This window comes from Nostoc sp. UIC 10607 (assembly GCF_047228265.1).
Lineage (GTDB): Bacteria > Cyanobacteriota > Cyanobacteriia > Cyanobacteriales > Nostocaceae > Nostoc > Nostoc foliaceum_A.
On sequence record NZ_JBIQNW010000016.1, the window covers coordinates 117,829 to 133,753 of the forward strand.

13 protein-coding genes and 1 pseudogene are annotated in these 15,925 nt (G+C 43.0%); 7 read left to right on the top strand and 7 right to left on the bottom strand.

The features are described 5' to 3' along the window. The first annotated feature begins 62 nt into the window (after positions 1–62). Positions 63–2,576, top strand: coding sequence for an ATP-dependent DNA helicase RecG (gene recG, locus ACEYW6_RS16650; RefSeq protein ID WP_412980574.1), 2,514 nt, complete (start codon positions 63–65; stop codon positions 2,574–2,576). 35 nt (positions 2,577–2,611) lie between these two features. Here the strand turns inward: recG and ACEYW6_RS16655 are convergent, their stop codons facing one another. Further along, positions 2,612–3,583 (bottom strand): glycosyltransferase family 2 protein, encoded by a 972-nt coding sequence (locus ACEYW6_RS16655; protein WP_412980575.1) that lies wholly within the window; start codon positions 3,581–3,583, stop codon positions 2,612–2,614. 489 nt (positions 3,584–4,072) lie between these two features. On the opposite strand from ACEYW6_RS16655, the gene ACEYW6_RS16660 reads away from it, so the two are divergent. Beyond that, complete coding sequence (locus tag ACEYW6_RS16660; RefSeq protein WP_412980576.1) at positions 4,073–6,235, top strand: PhoX family protein; 2,163 nt, start codon at positions 4,073–4,075, stop codon at positions 6,233–6,235. A gap of 200 nt (positions 6,236–6,435) precedes the next feature. Here the strand turns inward: ACEYW6_RS16660 and ACEYW6_RS16665 are convergent, their stop codons facing one another. Beyond that, the gene (locus tag ACEYW6_RS16665) at positions 6,436–6,984 is read right to left on the bottom strand and encodes a PEP-CTERM sorting domain-containing protein (protein ID WP_412980577.1); all 549 of its coding nucleotides are present in this window, start codon (positions 6,982–6,984) and stop codon (positions 6,436–6,438) included. A 402-nt stretch (positions 6,985–7,386) separates the two neighbouring features. On the opposite strand from ACEYW6_RS16665, the gene ACEYW6_RS16670 reads away from it, so the two are divergent. Further along, a complete protein-coding gene (locus ACEYW6_RS16670; RefSeq protein ID WP_412980578.1) occupies positions 7,387–7,527 on the top strand; it encodes a hypothetical protein in 141 nt (46 codons plus the stop codon). A gap of 467 nt (positions 7,528–7,994) precedes the next feature. Continuing rightward, on the top strand, positions 7,995–9,197 hold the full coding sequence (locus tag ACEYW6_RS16675) for an argininosuccinate synthase (protein ID WP_412980579.1): 1,203 nt from the start codon (positions 7,995–7,997) through the stop codon (positions 9,195–9,197). A 94-nt stretch (positions 9,198–9,291) separates the two neighbouring features. Here ACEYW6_RS16675 and ACEYW6_RS16680 read toward each other — a convergent pair whose 3' ends face one another. Beyond that, positions 9,292–9,924 carry a DedA family protein gene (locus ACEYW6_RS16680; protein WP_190895294.1) on the bottom strand — a complete coding sequence of 211 codons (633 nt, stop codon included), beginning with the start codon at positions 9,922–9,924 and terminating at the stop codon, positions 9,292–9,294. 488 nt (positions 9,925–10,412) lie between these two features. Here ACEYW6_RS16680 and ACEYW6_RS16685 point away from each other — a divergent pair, with 488 nt between their 5' ends. Next, positions 10,413–10,766 carry an STAS domain-containing protein gene (locus ACEYW6_RS16685; protein ID WP_412980580.1) on the top strand — a complete coding sequence of 118 codons (354 nt, stop codon included), beginning with the start codon at positions 10,413–10,415 and terminating at the stop codon, positions 10,764–10,766. Between the two features lie 481 nt (positions 10,767–11,247). On the opposite strand, the gene ACEYW6_RS16690 is transcribed toward ACEYW6_RS16685, so the two are convergent. Then, entirely contained in the window at positions 11,248–11,808 is a 561-nt protein-coding gene (locus tag ACEYW6_RS16690) for an Npun_F5560 family protein (RefSeq protein WP_412980581.1), read from the bottom strand. A gap of 205 nt (positions 11,809–12,013) precedes the next feature. Beyond that, positions 12,014–12,364, bottom strand: a complete 351-nt coding sequence (gene rpsF / locus ACEYW6_RS16695) for a 30S ribosomal protein S6 (protein WP_190895291.1) — start codon at positions 12,362–12,364, stop codon at positions 12,014–12,016. A 410-nt stretch (positions 12,365–12,774) separates the two neighbouring features. On the opposite strand from rpsF, the gene ACEYW6_RS16700 reads away from it, so the two are divergent. Then, positions 12,775–13,548: a fumarylacetoacetate hydrolase family protein gene (locus tag ACEYW6_RS16700; RefSeq protein ID WP_190895290.1), complete on the top strand. Its 774-nt coding sequence runs from the start codon at positions 12,775–12,777 to the stop codon at positions 13,546–13,548. A gap of 53 nt (positions 13,549–13,601) precedes the next feature. Here the strand turns inward: ACEYW6_RS16700 and ACEYW6_RS16705 are convergent, their stop codons facing one another. Beyond that, on the bottom strand, positions 13,602–14,078 hold the full coding sequence (locus ACEYW6_RS16705; RefSeq protein WP_196509107.1) for a Tic20 family protein: 477 nt from the start codon (positions 14,076–14,078) through the stop codon (positions 13,602–13,604). A gap of 81 nt (positions 14,079–14,159) precedes the next feature. After that, the gene (locus ACEYW6_RS16710) at positions 14,160–14,357 is read right to left on the bottom strand and encodes a hypothetical protein (RefSeq protein ID WP_190895288.1); all 198 of its coding nucleotides are present in this window, start codon (positions 14,355–14,357) and stop codon (positions 14,160–14,162) included. A 595-nt stretch (positions 14,358–14,952) separates the two neighbouring features. Between ACEYW6_RS16710 and ACEYW6_RS16715 the strand changes: the two are divergent. Beyond that, positions 14,953–15,925, top strand: a pseudogene (locus ACEYW6_RS16715) (hypothetical protein); the annotation flags it as partial.

The window sequence follows — 15,925 nt, forward strand, 5'->3', positions numbered from 1 at the left end:
CTAACTTCTGTACAGACGCGATTCATCGCGTCTCTACTCCTCACTCCCATGTCTATTGACCAATGACTAATGAAAAACCAGATTGGATACGATTGCACAAAGCCTTGGCAATAGAAGCCGAACATGGCTTTACAGACTTGGTGGGCAGACAATACCGCTTCAGTGAATTTCTTAGCCTGACTTTGGGTAAATTCCCAACAGGCTTACCCCAAACTGAACGCCGCCGTTGGCAAGGACTAGCGGTGCAATTTGCTAGTTATCCACATCTAGCACTGGAAGAAAGACAACATTTAGTAGCAGAAACTCGTAGGTATCTCTCCCAACTACAGCAAGAGGAACACGGGGAGCAGAGGAGCAGAGGAGCAGGGGAGCAACGGAGAATTTATCAATCCAAAATCCAAGTCGCGCTTCCAGCGCACCAAAGGCGTGACCCAAAATCTAAAATTATCACTGAGGTGAGTCGGAGACTTGCACCGAAAATCGAGCAAAAGCTTAGTGATTTACCAGAAATAGGCTTTAAAAAAGCTGATAATTTGGCACGGCTTGGTTTACATACCGTCCGCGACTTGCTTTTTTACTATCCCCGTGACCATATTGATTATGCGCGTCAGGTGAATATCCGCGAGTTACAGGCGGGTGAAACGGTGACAATAGTGGCTACAGTGAAGCGTTGCAACTGCTTTACTAGCCCTAAAAATCAGAAATTATCAATTTTAGAACTGGTAGTCAAAGATAACAGTGGTCAAATCAAAATTGGCCGTTTTTACGCAGGTACGCGCTTTAGCAGTCGCGCTTGGCAAGAAAGTTTAAAACGTCGTTATCCAGTAGGTAGTATTTTAGCGGCGTGTGGGTTGGTAAAAGAAAGTAAATACGGCTTGACATTGGATAATCCAGAACTAGAGGTTTTGGCAAATCCAGGAGATTCGATTGAGTCGCTGAATATTGGGCGGGTGGTGCCAATTTATGGATTGACTGAGGGTGTGGTGGCGAATACAGTCCGACAGGCGGTAATTGCTGCTTTACCTGCTGCTGCTCACCTGAAAGACCCTCTACCAAGTGGTTTGCGGCAAAAGTATGGTTTGATGGAATTGAAAGATGCGATCGCTAACATCCATTTTCCCAGCGACAGCGCCGCCCTACAAGTTGCCCGTCGTCGCCTAGTTTTTGATGAATTTTTCTATCTACAACTTGGGTTATTGCAACGTCAGCAGCAAGCAAAAGCGATTCAAACCAGCGCCATACTAGTTCCACGCGGTCAACTGGTAGAGAAATTCCACGAAATACTGCCTTTTCAACTCACTGGCGCACAGCAAAGAGTTCTCAACGATATCCTCAACGATTTGCAAAAACCTGTACCAATGAATCGTTTGGTGCAAGGCGATGTCGGTTCCGGTAAAACAGTCGTCGCCGTGCTAGCTATCCTTGCAGCAATTCAATCCGGCTATCAAGCGGCGCTAATGGCTCCTACAGAAGTTTTAGCAGAACAACATTATCGCAAGTTAGTTAGCTGGTTTAACCTCTTACATTTACCAGTGGAATTACTGACAGGTTCTACCAAAACTGCTAAACGAAGACAAATACATTCTCAGTTAGGAACTGGTGAATTACCTCTGTTAGTGGGAACCCACGCCTTAATTCAAGACCCCGTAAACTTCCATCAACTGGGGTTAGTGGTGATTGATGAGCAGCATCGTTTTGGGGTAGAACAACGGGCGCGTTTGCAGCAAAAAGGTGAGCAACCTCATGTGTTGACTATGACAGCCACTCCCATTCCCCGAACCTTAGCACTGACGATACACGGGGATTTGGATGTGAGCCAGATTGATGAATTACCACCAGGACGGCAAAAGATTCAGACAACAGTATTGTCAGGTCAGCAACGCAACCATGCTTACGACCTCATGCGCCGAGAGATTGCCCAAGGTAGACAAGTTTATGTAGTTTTGCCCTTAGTGGAAGAATCAGAAAAACTGGATCTGCGATCAGCAACCGAGGAGCATCAAAAGTTACAAGAAAGCGTTTTTCCCGATTTTCAAGTTGGGCTACTGCACGGTCGTATGAGTTCAGCCGATAAGGATGAAGCGATAACCAAATTCCGCGATAATCAAACGCAGATTCTAGTTTCTACCACTGTTGTTGAGGTTGGCGTAGACGTACCTAATGCTACGGTAATGCTCATTGAAAATGCGGAACGATTTGGCTTATCGCAACTCCATCAACTGCGGGGGCGTGTCGGTCGTGGCGCGGCTCAGTCTTACTGTCTATTGATGAGCAGTTCCAGAAGTCCTGATGCTCAACAACGTTTGAAGGTGTTGGAACAATCTCAGGATGGTTTTTTCATCTCAGAAATGGATATGCGTTTTCGTGGCCCTGGGCAAGTGCTGGGAACTCGTCAATCTGGAGTGCCAGATTTTACATTAGCAAGTTTGGTTGAAGATGAGGAAGTTTTACTTTTAGCACGGCAAGCAGCAGAAAAAATAATAGAAATGGATGTAACTTTAGAGCGTTGGTATTTGATGAAAGAAGAGTTGAAATATCGATATGAACGGTTAATGGGTGGGGCGATTTTGACCTAAGTGAATGGATAAATACAAGTTGAATCGGTATTTAATCAGGATATTTGCTGCATTTTGGCATAGGCTTGGTAAACACCCTTAACGTTGTACCAGTTGAGAAAAATTCGAGCAATTTCTAAAGCTAATTGCGGTTTACCTAAATTAATTAGCCATTGCAATAATGGAGCCATTGTCCGTTCGTTCAGCGTACCATTGAGTGAAAGAATTCCCCAAAGTAAGCGATGCAGCCAAGTCATTTGAATCATCATTCGCACTTCCCACGTGGGATGCTTTTGATAAAATAAAACTCCCATCCGTCCGCGTTGAATTTCTTGGTCAATCAATCGGGGAATTTGCTCTAAGTTAAATGGTGGATGCCAATGATATCCTACGGCTTCTGGACATTTAATTAGTTTTAAACCTAGTTGTTTTAGCCTCACACCTAGTTCTAAATCTTCCCAGCCATAGAGTTGGAATCTGGTGTCAAAAAGTCCAGCTTTCTCTAGCCAATATTTGAGAATTGCTACATTTCCGGTAGCAAAAAAAGCTGCTGAAAAATCTGTTACTTTATAGGGTTCAGCCGTTGGGTTATCGAAATTACAAGTATTAATAACTGCACCGTAAGTGAAAAAGCGATCGCTCCCCAATTTCTCTTTTCCTTGCACTAGCGCCTCAGCATGAGCTTGCAGGAAATTATCCAGCACCACTAAATCACTATCAATAAAGATAATTGTGTCTCCCAGCGCCTGTTCTACCCCCAGATTCCGAGCCGCAGATGGGCCAGCATGGTCTTGCTGAAACCAGCGCACATGGGGAAACTCTTCTTTGTGTGCTGCTAACCACTCCAATGTGCCATCAGTAGAACCATCATCTACCAAGACAATCTCGTAATCAGTAACCGAACTTGGCTGACTTAATTCCTGCACCTCCAAGGCGCGGAGGCATTTTTCTAAAATCGGTTGGCGATTATAAGTCGGTATCACAACGCTGAAAAACACAGTCTCACCCACAACACTATATATATCCATCTCCAGGATAGGACAGATGCGATGCTGACACTGTTCCTTATCTGATTCTGGTTACGGAAATGGTCAATCTGCTGATGATGCAATATTTGCTGGGTCTTAAAAAATAGGTATATAAGTTTACCATGTTTAAAATCGGAAAATATGTATTTTTGATTATGTTGTTTTTACAGTTACAGGTATTTGTGCTTTTAAAGTTTATTTCCTCATAAATAATGACAATTGATAAATTCAAATTAATCAATATATAACCTGATGTTAATACTTGATATTTAAATTAATAAAAGCTTGATAATTTTTCTTTGGTAAGCAAAATTAGCCAGTGTTTATTTGCTATTCGCTGCTATTTATTGGCTGTTAGAAAAGTGTCAATTTTCAATAAATATCGAAGTAATTTATGTAAGTATTTAAAGTTTTTCTTTACAAAATTACTCATCTTCTTGAGAGATTAACTGAATAACAACTTCGTAAGCCTTAAATGGAGAACAAAGAATGAAAGGACGCTTTCACCCTAAAAACAATTTAACCCTCAACCCATCCGGTAACGAGTCAATTCGTGATGTGATTGACCGCGTTAGTCTTAGTCGGCGGCGGTTCATCATGACGGCTGTGGGTACCTCAGTGCTAACTGTTCTGGGCGATGTTTCTATCGGTGGCTTTCTTCAAAGTGTTGATGCAGCCCCGATTCCCAAGGGAACGGGATTTGCTGGCATAGGCTTTAAGAGTATCCCACCGAATTTACTCAACCCAGCTACAGGACTGCTTGAAAAGGATCTTGTCAGTGTTCCTGAAGGTTATACAGCCAAAGTGCTGATTGCTTGGGGAGATCCGATCGCACCTGGTGGTCCGACTTGGCTACCAGATGTCTCTCAGGATGCTGCTGCTCAAGAAAAGCAGTTTGGTATGCACAATGATGGAATGCACTACTTCCCTTTACAGCCAGGTAAGGTTGTTGGTCGGACAGTAAGTTCACAAACAAGATCGTTAAGAGGCTTTTTAAATCAGCCCATAAATACTGGTTTGCTGTGCGTCAATCATGAATACACCCAGGAATCAATTTTGCATCCAGATGGCCTGGATACAGTCACAATTGCGAAAGTACGGAAGTCTCAGGCTGCTCATGGTGTGTCTGTTGTGGAAATTTCCAAAAACGGCAATGAGTGGAGTTTCAATCGCAATTCGCCTTATGGCCGCCGCATTACCGCCAACACCGAGATGCGAGTATCTGGACCTGCGGCTGGCAATGCACTGTTAAAGTCAAAAAAGTTTTCAATTCAGGCAACTGGCTCTGTTGACACCGGGACGCTGAACGACGGCTACACCGCATACGGTACAATCAATAACTGCGCCAATGGCTACACTCCTTGGGGCACTTACTTGACCTGCGAAGAGAACTGGAACGGCTACTTTGCTAATCCCATACGAGATGTAGTTGCAATTGAAGGCATCGAAAAGTCCGATATCCTGGCAGGACAAAATCGGTACGGCGTTTCAACATCATCTAGCTATCGCTGGCCGGAGGTTGATCCACGCTTTGATGCCAGCACCAACCCACTCGAACCCCATTTATTCGGCTGGGTGGTTGAAATTGATCCCTACGATCCGCAAAGCAAACCAGTCAAGCGCACTGCCCTTGGTCGATTCAAGCACGAGAGCGCTCAGGTCGTTGTTGATGATAATAACCGTGTTGCTTTCTATCAGGGTGACGACGAGCGCAACGAGTATATCTACAAGTTCGTTTGTGCCCAACCTTTAAATCCCGGAAATCGTTCTGCTAACTGCGATTTACTTGACAACGGTGTTCTGTACGTTGCCAAATTTAATGACAACGGTACTGGCGAGTGGATTCCTTTGGTGTACGGTCAGCGTGGTTTGACACCAGAAAACGGTTTTAGAAGTCAAGCTGAGGTGCTTGTAAAGACAAGACAAGCTGGCGATCGCGTCGGCGCAACCATGATGGATCGTCCAGAGTGGGTAGCTGTGCGTCCTCGGATTGGTGGATATAAAGAGATTGAAGTTTATTGCACATTGACTAACAATACTCGTCGCGGCACAACTCCAGTTTCCTCTAACCAGCCAGACGGCACAACAGCAGCAGGCGGTGCGCGTCCTCCCGTGAATGCTTCAAACCCACGTCCTGACAACCGTTACGGTCACATCATTCGCTGGCGCGAAGATGGACGCAGCGTTACGGCTACAACTTTCAAATGGGATATCTTCTTTGAAGCTGGGGACAAAACTAGACCCGAAGCAAATCTTCAAGGCAACATTAAAGGTGATGACTTAAGTTCACCAGATGGTCTGTGGTTCGACGACTTCGGCCGCCTTTGGATTCAGACCGACCACTCAGGCGATGGTATCGGTGATTTGGTAAACATCGGTAGCAACACCATGTCCTGTGCTGACCCCAACACCAAACAAGTTAGGCGCTTCTTAACCAGCCCTACGGATTGTGAGGTAACTGGTATTACCAGCACACCTGATGGCAAAGCGATGTTTATCAACATCCAACACCCAGGCGATCGCGGAGATGCCTCGAATCCCACGATCGCCAGCAATTGGCCTAACAGTCAAGGGTATGGCCCATCAGGTCGCCCACGTTCATCAGTGGTAGTAATTACCCGTAATGACGGTGGCGTTGTTGGTGGTCTCTAAAGACGATAGCAACAGATTCATTTAGCGATCGCTCAGTATCTTAAATACTTTTAAATCACCTTAATCCTTGACTTTAAACACATCCAAGGTAAGGTGATTTAGTTAATAGTAATAGTCAAGATTTTAATAAACAAATAAAATCCCCACTTATTAAGTGAGGATTATTTTAATCAAAATTTTATTTTAGTGATTGCGTACTATTAACCCACAAGTTTTGTTGTTCTCTTCTTGCGTTGCATCCACAATCCCATAACACCAGCAATAGCCGTACCACCAACAGCTAACGGCTCTGGTACTTTAGCGTAGCTTACAGTACCTACCTCTATTGTATTTACTGATTGGTCAATCACATAAAATTTGTTTCCTCCTACATCTGGAGTATTTAGATCACCTCCGATCACAAACTGGTCTGCAACAAAAAAGCTTAGTCCTAGAACTTCGCCATTATTGAAGCTAGCTATAGGAAAGCTGTCAAAATCAGTATCATCTACTTCTGTATAGTTAGTACCTAAGTAGTTGAATGCAACTGCTAATCCATTCTCAACTCCCAATGTCTCAATACCTGTATTGGTTAAAGTCGAGTCATCGTATTGAAAAGAGCCGAAATACTGACCGGGATTATTGCCAAATGTGGCATTCACAGTGAAACCGTAATTAACCAAGGCAGCTTGCACCGGTTTAGCCCCAATGGCAGCAACAGAGATGGTAGCTGCAATAGTAGCAATGCCAAGATTTTTAACTAATTTCATCAAAAAATACTCCAAAGTTAAAAAATGAATAGTTCTGTAATTTCACTTAAATAAACTTTGAACCACTGTGTACAGGTTAAGAAAAATCAAACAAAAGATTATTTTTATAAAATCTTTAAGCTTGTCACGTATATATAAATTTCCCGCGAAGTAAAAATTTAACTCATCCACTCAGTATCAAAAGGTTTCAAACCTCGGACTTTAGTCGTTGTGATTAACAACATTTTTATTACTGTCAAATTGCCATGAAATCACATGAAAATGATTCACCGAACGGTATTAGTAGTAAGTGAATATGCAAATCTGAAGTTTCTTGATGAAACTTTCATTCAAAAATCCAAAATCATTTAATTACTGAAGCAGTACAAACGCGCCTTGGCTTGGTTCATATCTGGTCTGGCTATGGCATTCAAGTTTAAAGATAGTTCTGGTACTTATACTGTGACTGGTGTTCGGGGCGTGATTGACCAAAGTCATATCTTCCAAGCCATGAAAACAAAACTGCGATCGCAAGTCCGTGAAATTAATACACCGTTTCATTAGGGAAGACTATGCCTGCTCAAGCAGCAGCCCTAACTTATAATTTTTCTAATGATGATAAAACTCTAACCAAGGCGGCGGGAAGCCCACTTCTTCTCTACGAGACGCTGTGCGAACCAGGGGTGGGAGGGATAGCCCGCCCTGCCCCGTCAACCGTCATCAGTCATCAGTCTTTCGTATGCTTAAACCAAATTATCAAGAATAGCAGGGTGGGATTATCCACCCTGCAAATTTTTAACATAATAAAATCTAAAAGCTCAGATTCCCGATTTTTCTAAGAAGTTAGGGAATCTTGTTATTCACAAATGATTTAGGATTGCTACATCGTTTTATTGGCATTAGATAAGAGTTAACCGTAATGTCTAGGTTTGCAGTTAATTAATCTATTGGTTGTTGCATGAATAAAATATACATGGATTAGTTTAGATATAATAATGACTCATTGTTTGTTTTCCTAACTGGAGAAATTAATGGGTCGCGCCAAAAAGGTTGTCCTGGCATATTCTGGTGGAGTGGATACCTCCGTTTGCATCCCTTACCTCAAACAGGAGTGGGGTGTGGAAGAGGTGATTACCCTAGCAGCAGATTTAGGCCAGGGAGATGAATTAGAACCAGTTCGAGAAAAAGCTCTAAAATCGGGTGCAAGTGAATCCCTCGTGGCCGATGTCAAAGACAGCTTCGTTAAAGATTACGCCTTTGGAGCAATTCAAGCCAACGCTCTTTATGAAAATCGTTATCCTCTAGGAACTGCCCTTGCTCGTCCACTGATTGCTAAGGTATTAGTAGAAACAGCCGAAAAATATGGTGCTGATGCGATCGCTCATGGTTGCACCGGCAAAGGTAACGATCAGGTTCGCTTTGATGTCTCAGTTACTGCTCTCAACCCAAACCTGAAGATCCTCGCACCAGCCAGAGAGTGGGGAATGAGTCGTGAGGAAACAATTGCCTATGGTGAAAAGTTTGGTATCCCCTCACCAGTCAAAAAATCTTCTCCCTATAGTATTGACAAGAATTTGCTCGGTCGTAGTATTGAAGCTGGTTTACTCGAAGATCCGTCATTTGAGCCACCAGAAGAAATTTATGAAATGACCAAAGCGATCGCTGATACTCCCAACGAGCCAGAGTACATCGAAATTGGTTTCCACGGTGGTATTCCAATAACTCTCAATGGCATAGCTAAAAAGCCAGTTGAACTAATTGAAGAACTCAATCAGGTGGTAGGAAATCACGGTATCGGGCGGATCGATATGATTGAAAACCGTCTGGTGGGCATCAAATCGCGGGAAATCTACGAATCACCCGCGATGTTAGTGCTAATTCAGGCACATAGGGATTTAGAAAGCTTGACTTTGACAGCAGATGTCACCCATTACAAGCGTGGGATTGAAGAAACTTACAGCCAAATCGTTTACAACGGTTTGTGGTACAGTCCACTCAAAGTTGCACTCGATGCCTTTATTCAAAAGACACAAGAGCGAGTCTCTGGAACTGTGCGAGTGAAGTTGTTCAAAGGCAACTCTACGATAGTTGGGCGTTCGAGCGATAATTCCCTCTACACTCCCGATTTGGCAACCTACGGAGCCGAAGACCAATTTGACCACAAAGCCGCTGAAGGCTTTATTTACGTTTGGGGGCTACCAACTCGCATTTGGTCGCGGCACACTAAAAGTTAAAAGTTAAAAGTTAGGAGTTAGGAGTTAGGAGGTAAAAAAGCGAAATACAAAAGTGAAAGTTAAAAAAATAACTTTTTACTTTATTCCTGACTCCTCACTCTTCACTACTCACTTCCTTAACTTGGCGAGACTCTAGCCACAGAGGCACAATAATTAAGGCTGCCAATATCAGTAACGCTGCGATCGCAAATTGACCCACCCAAGCAACCAATTGTTCTAAAGAGACAATTTTGCCAGCAAAAAAAGCTAATGTCACCATTAAACTAGCCCAAGCAACAGCTCCTAACAAGTTGTATAAAAAGAATTTTCCAAAGGGCATTTCGGCTATACCAGCTAGTGGTGCAGCAAAAACTCGCAACAATGCCAAAAAACGTCCAAAAAATACCGCTTTAGCAGAATTTTGACTAAATTGTTCTTTAATAGTCAGCAGTCGCACTTCAGAAATCCGAAATATGCTACCAACTTTTACCAGAAAAGGCCAACCGCTAACTCTACCAATCCAATAGCCACAAGTGCCGCCAATTACAGCACCCATAATTGCGTCACCGAGAACCAGCCAGAAATTCAGTTCATCACTGCCAGCTAGAAACCCACCTACTAAGGTCACGGTTTCACCAGGAAGGGGAATGCCTAAATTTTCTAGCAAAATTCCGAAAAAAATTGCCCAATACCCGTATGTATGGGCGACTTCCTGGATATTTTCTAGTGAAATCAGCTCTAAGGACATCCCGCACCGCCGCCTTTACAAATTTTTACTTTTACTATATCTTTGCTTGTTTTTGGGTGGGGTGTCAATCAAACCGCTACATAAAGTCATTAAGTCATTAGCTTAATTCTGAATAATCCATAGATTTTAGTCTATATTAAATATTAATTTTTGACTATTATTAACTATGCATTTTTTTAATGCTACTACCACAAATTTCTATTTTTTTTGGGAAAATTAAAATTTTTATAAAAAGTTTATAATTATCCAGATAAATTATAAAAATCTTGTAAAAGATACGGTTGATACCGAATTTGTTAGGCGATTATGCCTATATTGATGAAAGTTAACACAAATTATACGACATGAATACTGAAATAATCTCTCTCAACTGCATCACTGCAATTGCCCAAATATCGGGGTAAAACAGTGATTTTGCCGTTTAAAGAGAAGAGTATTGATGTCTTTTTCAATTTTTTGTCCAGTGTTCCAACTACCCTGTTAAATTCATGGCTCTCACACAAAAACTTCAAGTGATTTTGTTTAAACCCCAAGGAAGCATAGATTTGGAAGGCGGCAAGGCTTTGAGTGAACAGATGGCTGGAGTAGTACCCCAAGCTCATCAACTCTGGGTTATCGACCTAGCAGAAGTTAATTTCATGGACAGTTCTGGGTTAGTCCCTTTAGTAAAAGGGTTGAAAGCTGCACGTCAAAGCGGTTGCCGTTTGGTTCTATGCAACGTACAAGCTCCTGTACGGTTAATTTTGGAACTTACCCAACTAGATTCAGTGTTTGAAATTTTTCCCACTTATGAAGACATTTTTACCACCGTCAAAGATAACAGTCTGGTGCTAGCAGGCTAAGTAATAAATCTACCTATAGATGGATGCTGTAGTCAAGCAATATTTGAATTTTTTCATATTCTCAAAGATAACAGTCTGGTGCTAGCAGGCTGATTTTCTTTTTTGTCCAGAGAAGAATGTTGAGGAAAACTCATGGCTTTGAGGTTAGGTAATATCAATGGCACATGAACATATCTGCTTATTGGAAGCCATCTACCTAAAGCAGTAAAGTATGAAATTACCAAAATCGGTCAACACAATGCAGTTCTTTGTGACACTCCCCAACTTCTGAAAGACAGGGCTGTTCAAATTACCTGAAGCTAATTGTTCTATATCCGACGTAACTAGTGCAAGGAAGCAGGAGGTAAGAAAGGTTAGAATGTCAGCCTTTGCGTTATTTCTAACTCTATAGTTATTTTTGCCTTGGTGTACTAGTCGAATGGCTGCAAGAGCCTTTGCCGCGCCAATTTCTTACCTCTTTGATTCCACCATAATGATAAAATTAGGCATTCTGGGGAGTCGAAATGTTAGTTTCTTCAGATGCTGGGCGGGGAAAATTTGGCAAATCAATGCCGCTGTGACTAGCATTGCGAGTTTTGAGTGCTAAACGGTAACTCACACTTTGCAGTTCTGCTTGTAGTTGGCGATTTTCCCGTTGTAGCATTGCTACCTTTTCTCTCACTGGCGTCATCCGCTCCTCAAACTTCCGACGGTAAATTTGAGGCAACTCTTGTACTACTTGCTCCAACATCCGAGTGCGATCGGTGAGTTCTTGGACTGACTGTCGCAATTGATAAATTTCGGAGTCACGAGTTGTAATTTGCTCTTGGTAGAACGCCACCTGTTGCTCCACAGCTTGGAGTTGTTCTTGCAAAGCCTGTAACTGGGTCAGATCGCGCTCAAGCTCCGGCTGTTGGGGCATAAAACTAGTGTTACCCTTTACCAGCCGGAAGAGTTCTTGAGATAACTGTTGCACTAATTGATCGCGAAGTTGCAACTCTTGGCGTAGCTGCGATACTTCCGTAGAGAGAACTTGAATATTGGGTGTATCAGATTGGCTCACAGTAGCTTACAGCTCCCATTCAGAATCTTGTCCACTCTTAGGTATAACTGCGGGAGTACTACCTTTGGCAAGTATTTGTTAATTTAGCATTCCCAAGCAAGTCACGAAAAAAGAAAAAAACAAAATTTTATTGAATGGGATTGGGCATTGAGCATGGGGCATTGGGTACTAGGAAAACTCTTCCCTATCCCCTATTGCCTATTCATTAGACCGTTGCTGTTACTTTGGTAGGTTTTTCTTTTTCCTCTTTAGGGGGTTTTTCCTCTTCGATTTCCTGCTTAACTGTCAGATAGCGAATCACTTCTTCACTCAAGCGCATGGCGCGTTCAAAGGGGGCGATCGCAGTTGCAGGCGCAGTGTAGTTTAATTGGATGTAGATGCCATCGCGGTGTTTTTTAATTTCATAAGCCAGACGACGCTTACCACGATTTTGAATTTGGATATCCTCAGCGCCTTGTTCGCGAAGCAAATTCTGATATTTAGTTATTGCTTGCTCTGCCTGTTCGTCTCCCAGGTCAGGACGGAGAATATACATTGTTTCGTAACTTGTAGTCATATTTTTCAGTCTCCTCATGGACAAAAGTGGCTGCTGATCTTAATTTATACCTAATTTTAATTCAAAATTTCAGTATTAATCAACATCTGAAGCAACAAGGAACTATAATCTTACCAGTTTTCAATTTGAATCATTGCTAATCCGCCAAAGTTTGGATTTTTTAGATGTCCCTAATGAAAACTAGGTCGGCTCCCGACCTCAAGATTTTTTTAGCGAGTAAGAATCCAGCTTTTGGCGATCGCTAGCAAATTGCTCAAGCTATCAGCTTCGCCAACGGGTATCTTGTCCTAAGGGCATCTATAGCGATCGCTTTCAGGCTGAAGGCTCAATCGGTTCGCTAAAAAGCTAACTGAGGATTGCTACCCGCTCACAGCAACAAAAAAGCAGATAAAAGGATATTCATCAAGGTTATGGCGCAGCGCTATGTGCGAATTCAAAATCAAGAAGGACAGATTTACTATGGGTTACTACAGCTATCCCTCAATGTGCAGGTGCTAGATGCTCCGCCCTGGTTACAAGGACAACCCACTGATTTAACTTTGACACCAGAAGATTACCAAATTCTGGCTCCTTGCGCTCCCTCAAAAATTGTGGCGGTGGGTAAGAATTATGCAGACCATGCAGCCGAAATGGGAACTCCAGTACCTTCTGAGCCACTAATCTTTCTCAAGCCACCCACATCGATCATTCCATCTGAGAGGGAAATTAAGTATCCTCCCCAGTCGCAAAGAGTTGACTATGAAGGAGAGTTAGCATTAGTGATTGGCGATTACGCCTTTGAATGTACACCAGAGGTAGCCCAAACAAAAATTTGGGGCTACACCATTGCCAATGACGTAACAGCGCGAGATTTACAAAAACGGGATGGTCAATGGACGCGAGCCAAAGGTTTTGATACTTTCTGTCCCTTGGGGCCTTGGATTGTGCGGGAATTAAATCCAGGAGCGAGATTGCAGACTTTTGTGAATGATGACACTAATCCAGTCCAATCTGCCTGTATCGATCAGATGGTGTTTTCCCCAGATGTTCTAGTTTCCTATATCAGTCAGATTATGACGCTACTACCCGGTGATTTGGTGCTTACAGGTACGCCAGAGGGTGTAAGTCCATTGCATCCAGGCGATCGCGTCCGCGTAGAAATTGAAGGTATTGGTCGCCTGGAAAACACCGTAGTCGCCCGTTAACTAATAGCGTACTTGTACGCTGTATTTTGGTACAGGGGATAGGGTGTTAGTTACTAGCGTACCTGCATATACACGGCATCAGAAATCGCCGGAATTTCTGCATAACGCCCGCTCAATGACTGGATGACTGAATATGCAACTGCTACCACTATGCCTAGAAAAATGGTTGTGGATAAGGTTTGGATTGCAAAACCACCAGAGGGAACTAGTCCAACAACATCAGTCAGGATGCCAAACAAAAAGATAATGATGTCCAAAAGGATTGCCTGCATGGTGTTGAAACGAATGAAGTGACTGATTTTTTCATTTCTTACCACCAATAGGAATAAGGCAAAGAAAATAATCACTCCTGCATAGCGCACACTTCTGTAAAATGACCATAAAATCAGAATCGGTGCAAAAACGATTGCTAGGGGAGGAAACTGCTGTAATAGAAAAAGGCCAAAAGTTACTGCCTCAACCATCGGTAGCAAATAGGGCAAGCAAGCAAAAATCCGATCTGAAACTGTTGTAGACCCGCGCCAAGACATTATGCGTTCTCCTGTGGTTAAATTTCTATAGTTACTTGAGCTTAGGATAACGCAGTTGCTTGGTCTTGCTGGCAAATTCAACTATTCTATATGGGCAATGCGAAAACCCATCATACACTCATACTGGTCTGGCTGCTGTTGAGTAAGTTTGCGAATGGCTTGACCACAGCGCAGTTGACCCCCACGCCACCGGGGTTGACCACTCCTATCAGCGAGTAAACAAGACTGGCAAACTTGCTCAGGGGCAAGGATTTGCTCGTCCATTAAAATGACTAGCATCGAAATCCCTCCTGTAAATCCTCATTGTCACCCACATTTCACTCAGGTGAGGATAAGCTTTGTAGCAGTTCAAACAAACGCTTCAGGTAGGTTGGGCGTGTGCTACGCGGTTAAGTGTTGTGATTTGCTATGGCGTTTTGCGCCCGCCGTAGGCGATCGCAGAGGACACTTAAGAGCCACATCCTACCTCCCTCTTTTTAGCAAAAATGTGGGCAATCACAATTTAATAAAAATTGTCAAGTGAATCTTAATTTATTGTATGTTGTGTCTATTGCAAATAGACATTTTAGTAAAAAATAATACAAAATAGTTGAGCAGAGATAGCTAACAGTATTTATTGCATCCCTGTTAATTTAGCACTGGAGAGGATCAAACTTAATATTCAGGAAACGACAAAAGCTTTATGCACAAGTAACACAGCGATCCATTGACATTTCCTTGATGCGACTAGTTAAAGTGCCAGAAGTCAAGTAAGTAAAACTGAGTTAACTAGATAGCCATTTAAGGGATGCATTTACAAAATACTGGGGTAAACTTGCAAGCAAGTTAATACACAATATTACTCAGCGGCTCGTCGGTCTGGGCATCACTCACAATGGAACACTGGCAATTTCTGATACAGAAACAAGGCGCTCGCTCGTGGCATATCCTAGAATCGCCAAATTTGGAACTTTTGGAAGGACAGTATAGAGTTTTGGCTCGTTCTAACCTTCCTAATACAGACGTTGAAGTGCGGGTAACTCACTCTTCAACCCAGCAAGTTCAACCAAAACGGAAAATTTTCAAGCGATCGCGTCGCACTAATTCAGAAGGCTTAATGGCGGTCATTCCCTTTACATACTTCGAGCCGGGAGTTTGGGAGTTGCGCTGTACCGGCGATTTAATGTCGGATCTGCTCGGTAAATCTTGGCAATACAGTGTCCAACTACAAGTATTGTGCCAGGAAGTAGAGGAAGAGCCAGGGGAGAATGTAGAGTCAAATTCACCTGCTCACTCAGATACTGTTTCTGAAAACTTGGAATGTACTACCCTAGCAGAACAAGCAATTACTACACACAGCAGCCCTGTTACCATTGTTGTGCTGAATGAAGGGAACTTGGAAGCTAGTGCCCCAACAGAACCCGCAATTAAGCTAGATAAAGCGATCGCTGTTTCCACAGAATCGGCAATTGCTACACACAGCAACCCCGTTACCATTGTTGTGCTGAATGAAGGGAACTTGGAAGCTAGTGCCCCAACAGAACCCGCAATTAAGCTAGATAAAGCGATCGCTGTTTCCACAGAATCGGCAATTGCTACACACAGCAACCCCGTTACCATTGTTGTGCCGAATGAAGGGAACTTAGAAGCTAGTGCCCCAACAGAACCCGTAATTAAGCTAGATAAAGCGATCGCTACAGAACAGATAATTGCTACACACAGCAACCCCGTTACCATTGTTGTGCCGAATGAAGGGAACTTGGAAGCTAGTGCCTCAACAGAACCTGTAATTAAGCTAGATAAAGCGATCGCTGTTTCCACAGAATCGGCAATTGCTACACACAGCAACCCCGTTACCATTGTTGGTA

What these genes read in the sequence shown, in the direction of transcription:
- ACEYW6_RS16675 (WP_412980579.1), top strand. Translation starts at nt 7,995, where the DNA reads ATGGGTCGCGCCAAAAAGGTTGTCCTGGCATATTCTGGTGGAGTGGAT.
- ACEYW6_RS16670 (WP_412980578.1), top strand. Translation starts at nt 7,387, where the DNA reads ATGGCATTCAAGTTTAAAGATAGTTCTGGTACTTATACTGTGACTGGT.
- rpsF (WP_190895291.1), bottom strand. Translation starts at nt 12,364, where the DNA reads ATGACTACAAGTTACGAAACAATGTATATTCTCCGTCCTGACCTGGGA.
- ACEYW6_RS16710 (WP_190895288.1), bottom strand. Translation starts at nt 14,357, where the DNA reads ATGCTAGTCATTTTAATGGACGAGCAAATCCTTGCCCCTGAGCAAGTT.
- ACEYW6_RS16700 (WP_190895290.1), top strand. Translation starts at nt 12,775, where the DNA reads ATGGCGCAGCGCTATGTGCGAATTCAAAATCAAGAAGGACAGATTTAC.
- ACEYW6_RS16655 (WP_412980575.1), bottom strand. Translation starts at nt 3,583, where the DNA reads ATGGATATATATAGTGTTGTGGGTGAGACTGTGTTTTTCAGCGTTGTG.
- ACEYW6_RS16680 (WP_190895294.1), bottom strand. Translation starts at nt 9,924, where the DNA reads ATGTCCTTAGAGCTGATTTCACTAGAAAATATCCAGGAAGTCGCCCAT.
- ACEYW6_RS16665 (WP_412980577.1), bottom strand. Translation starts at nt 6,984, where the DNA reads ATGAAATTAGTTAAAAATCTTGGCATTGCTACTATTGCAGCTACCATC.
- ACEYW6_RS16685 (WP_412980580.1), top strand. Translation starts at nt 10,413, where the DNA reads ATGGCTCTCACACAAAAACTTCAAGTGATTTTGTTTAAACCCCAAGGA.
- ACEYW6_RS16660 (WP_412980576.1), top strand. Translation starts at nt 4,073, where the DNA reads ATGAAAGGACGCTTTCACCCTAAAAACAATTTAACCCTCAACCCATCC.
- recG (WP_412980574.1), top strand. Translation starts at nt 63, where the DNA reads ATGACTAATGAAAAACCAGATTGGATACGATTGCACAAAGCCTTGGCA.
- ACEYW6_RS16705 (WP_196509107.1), bottom strand. Translation starts at nt 14,078, where the DNA reads ATGTCTTGGCGCGGGTCTACAACAGTTTCAGATCGGATTTTTGCTTGC.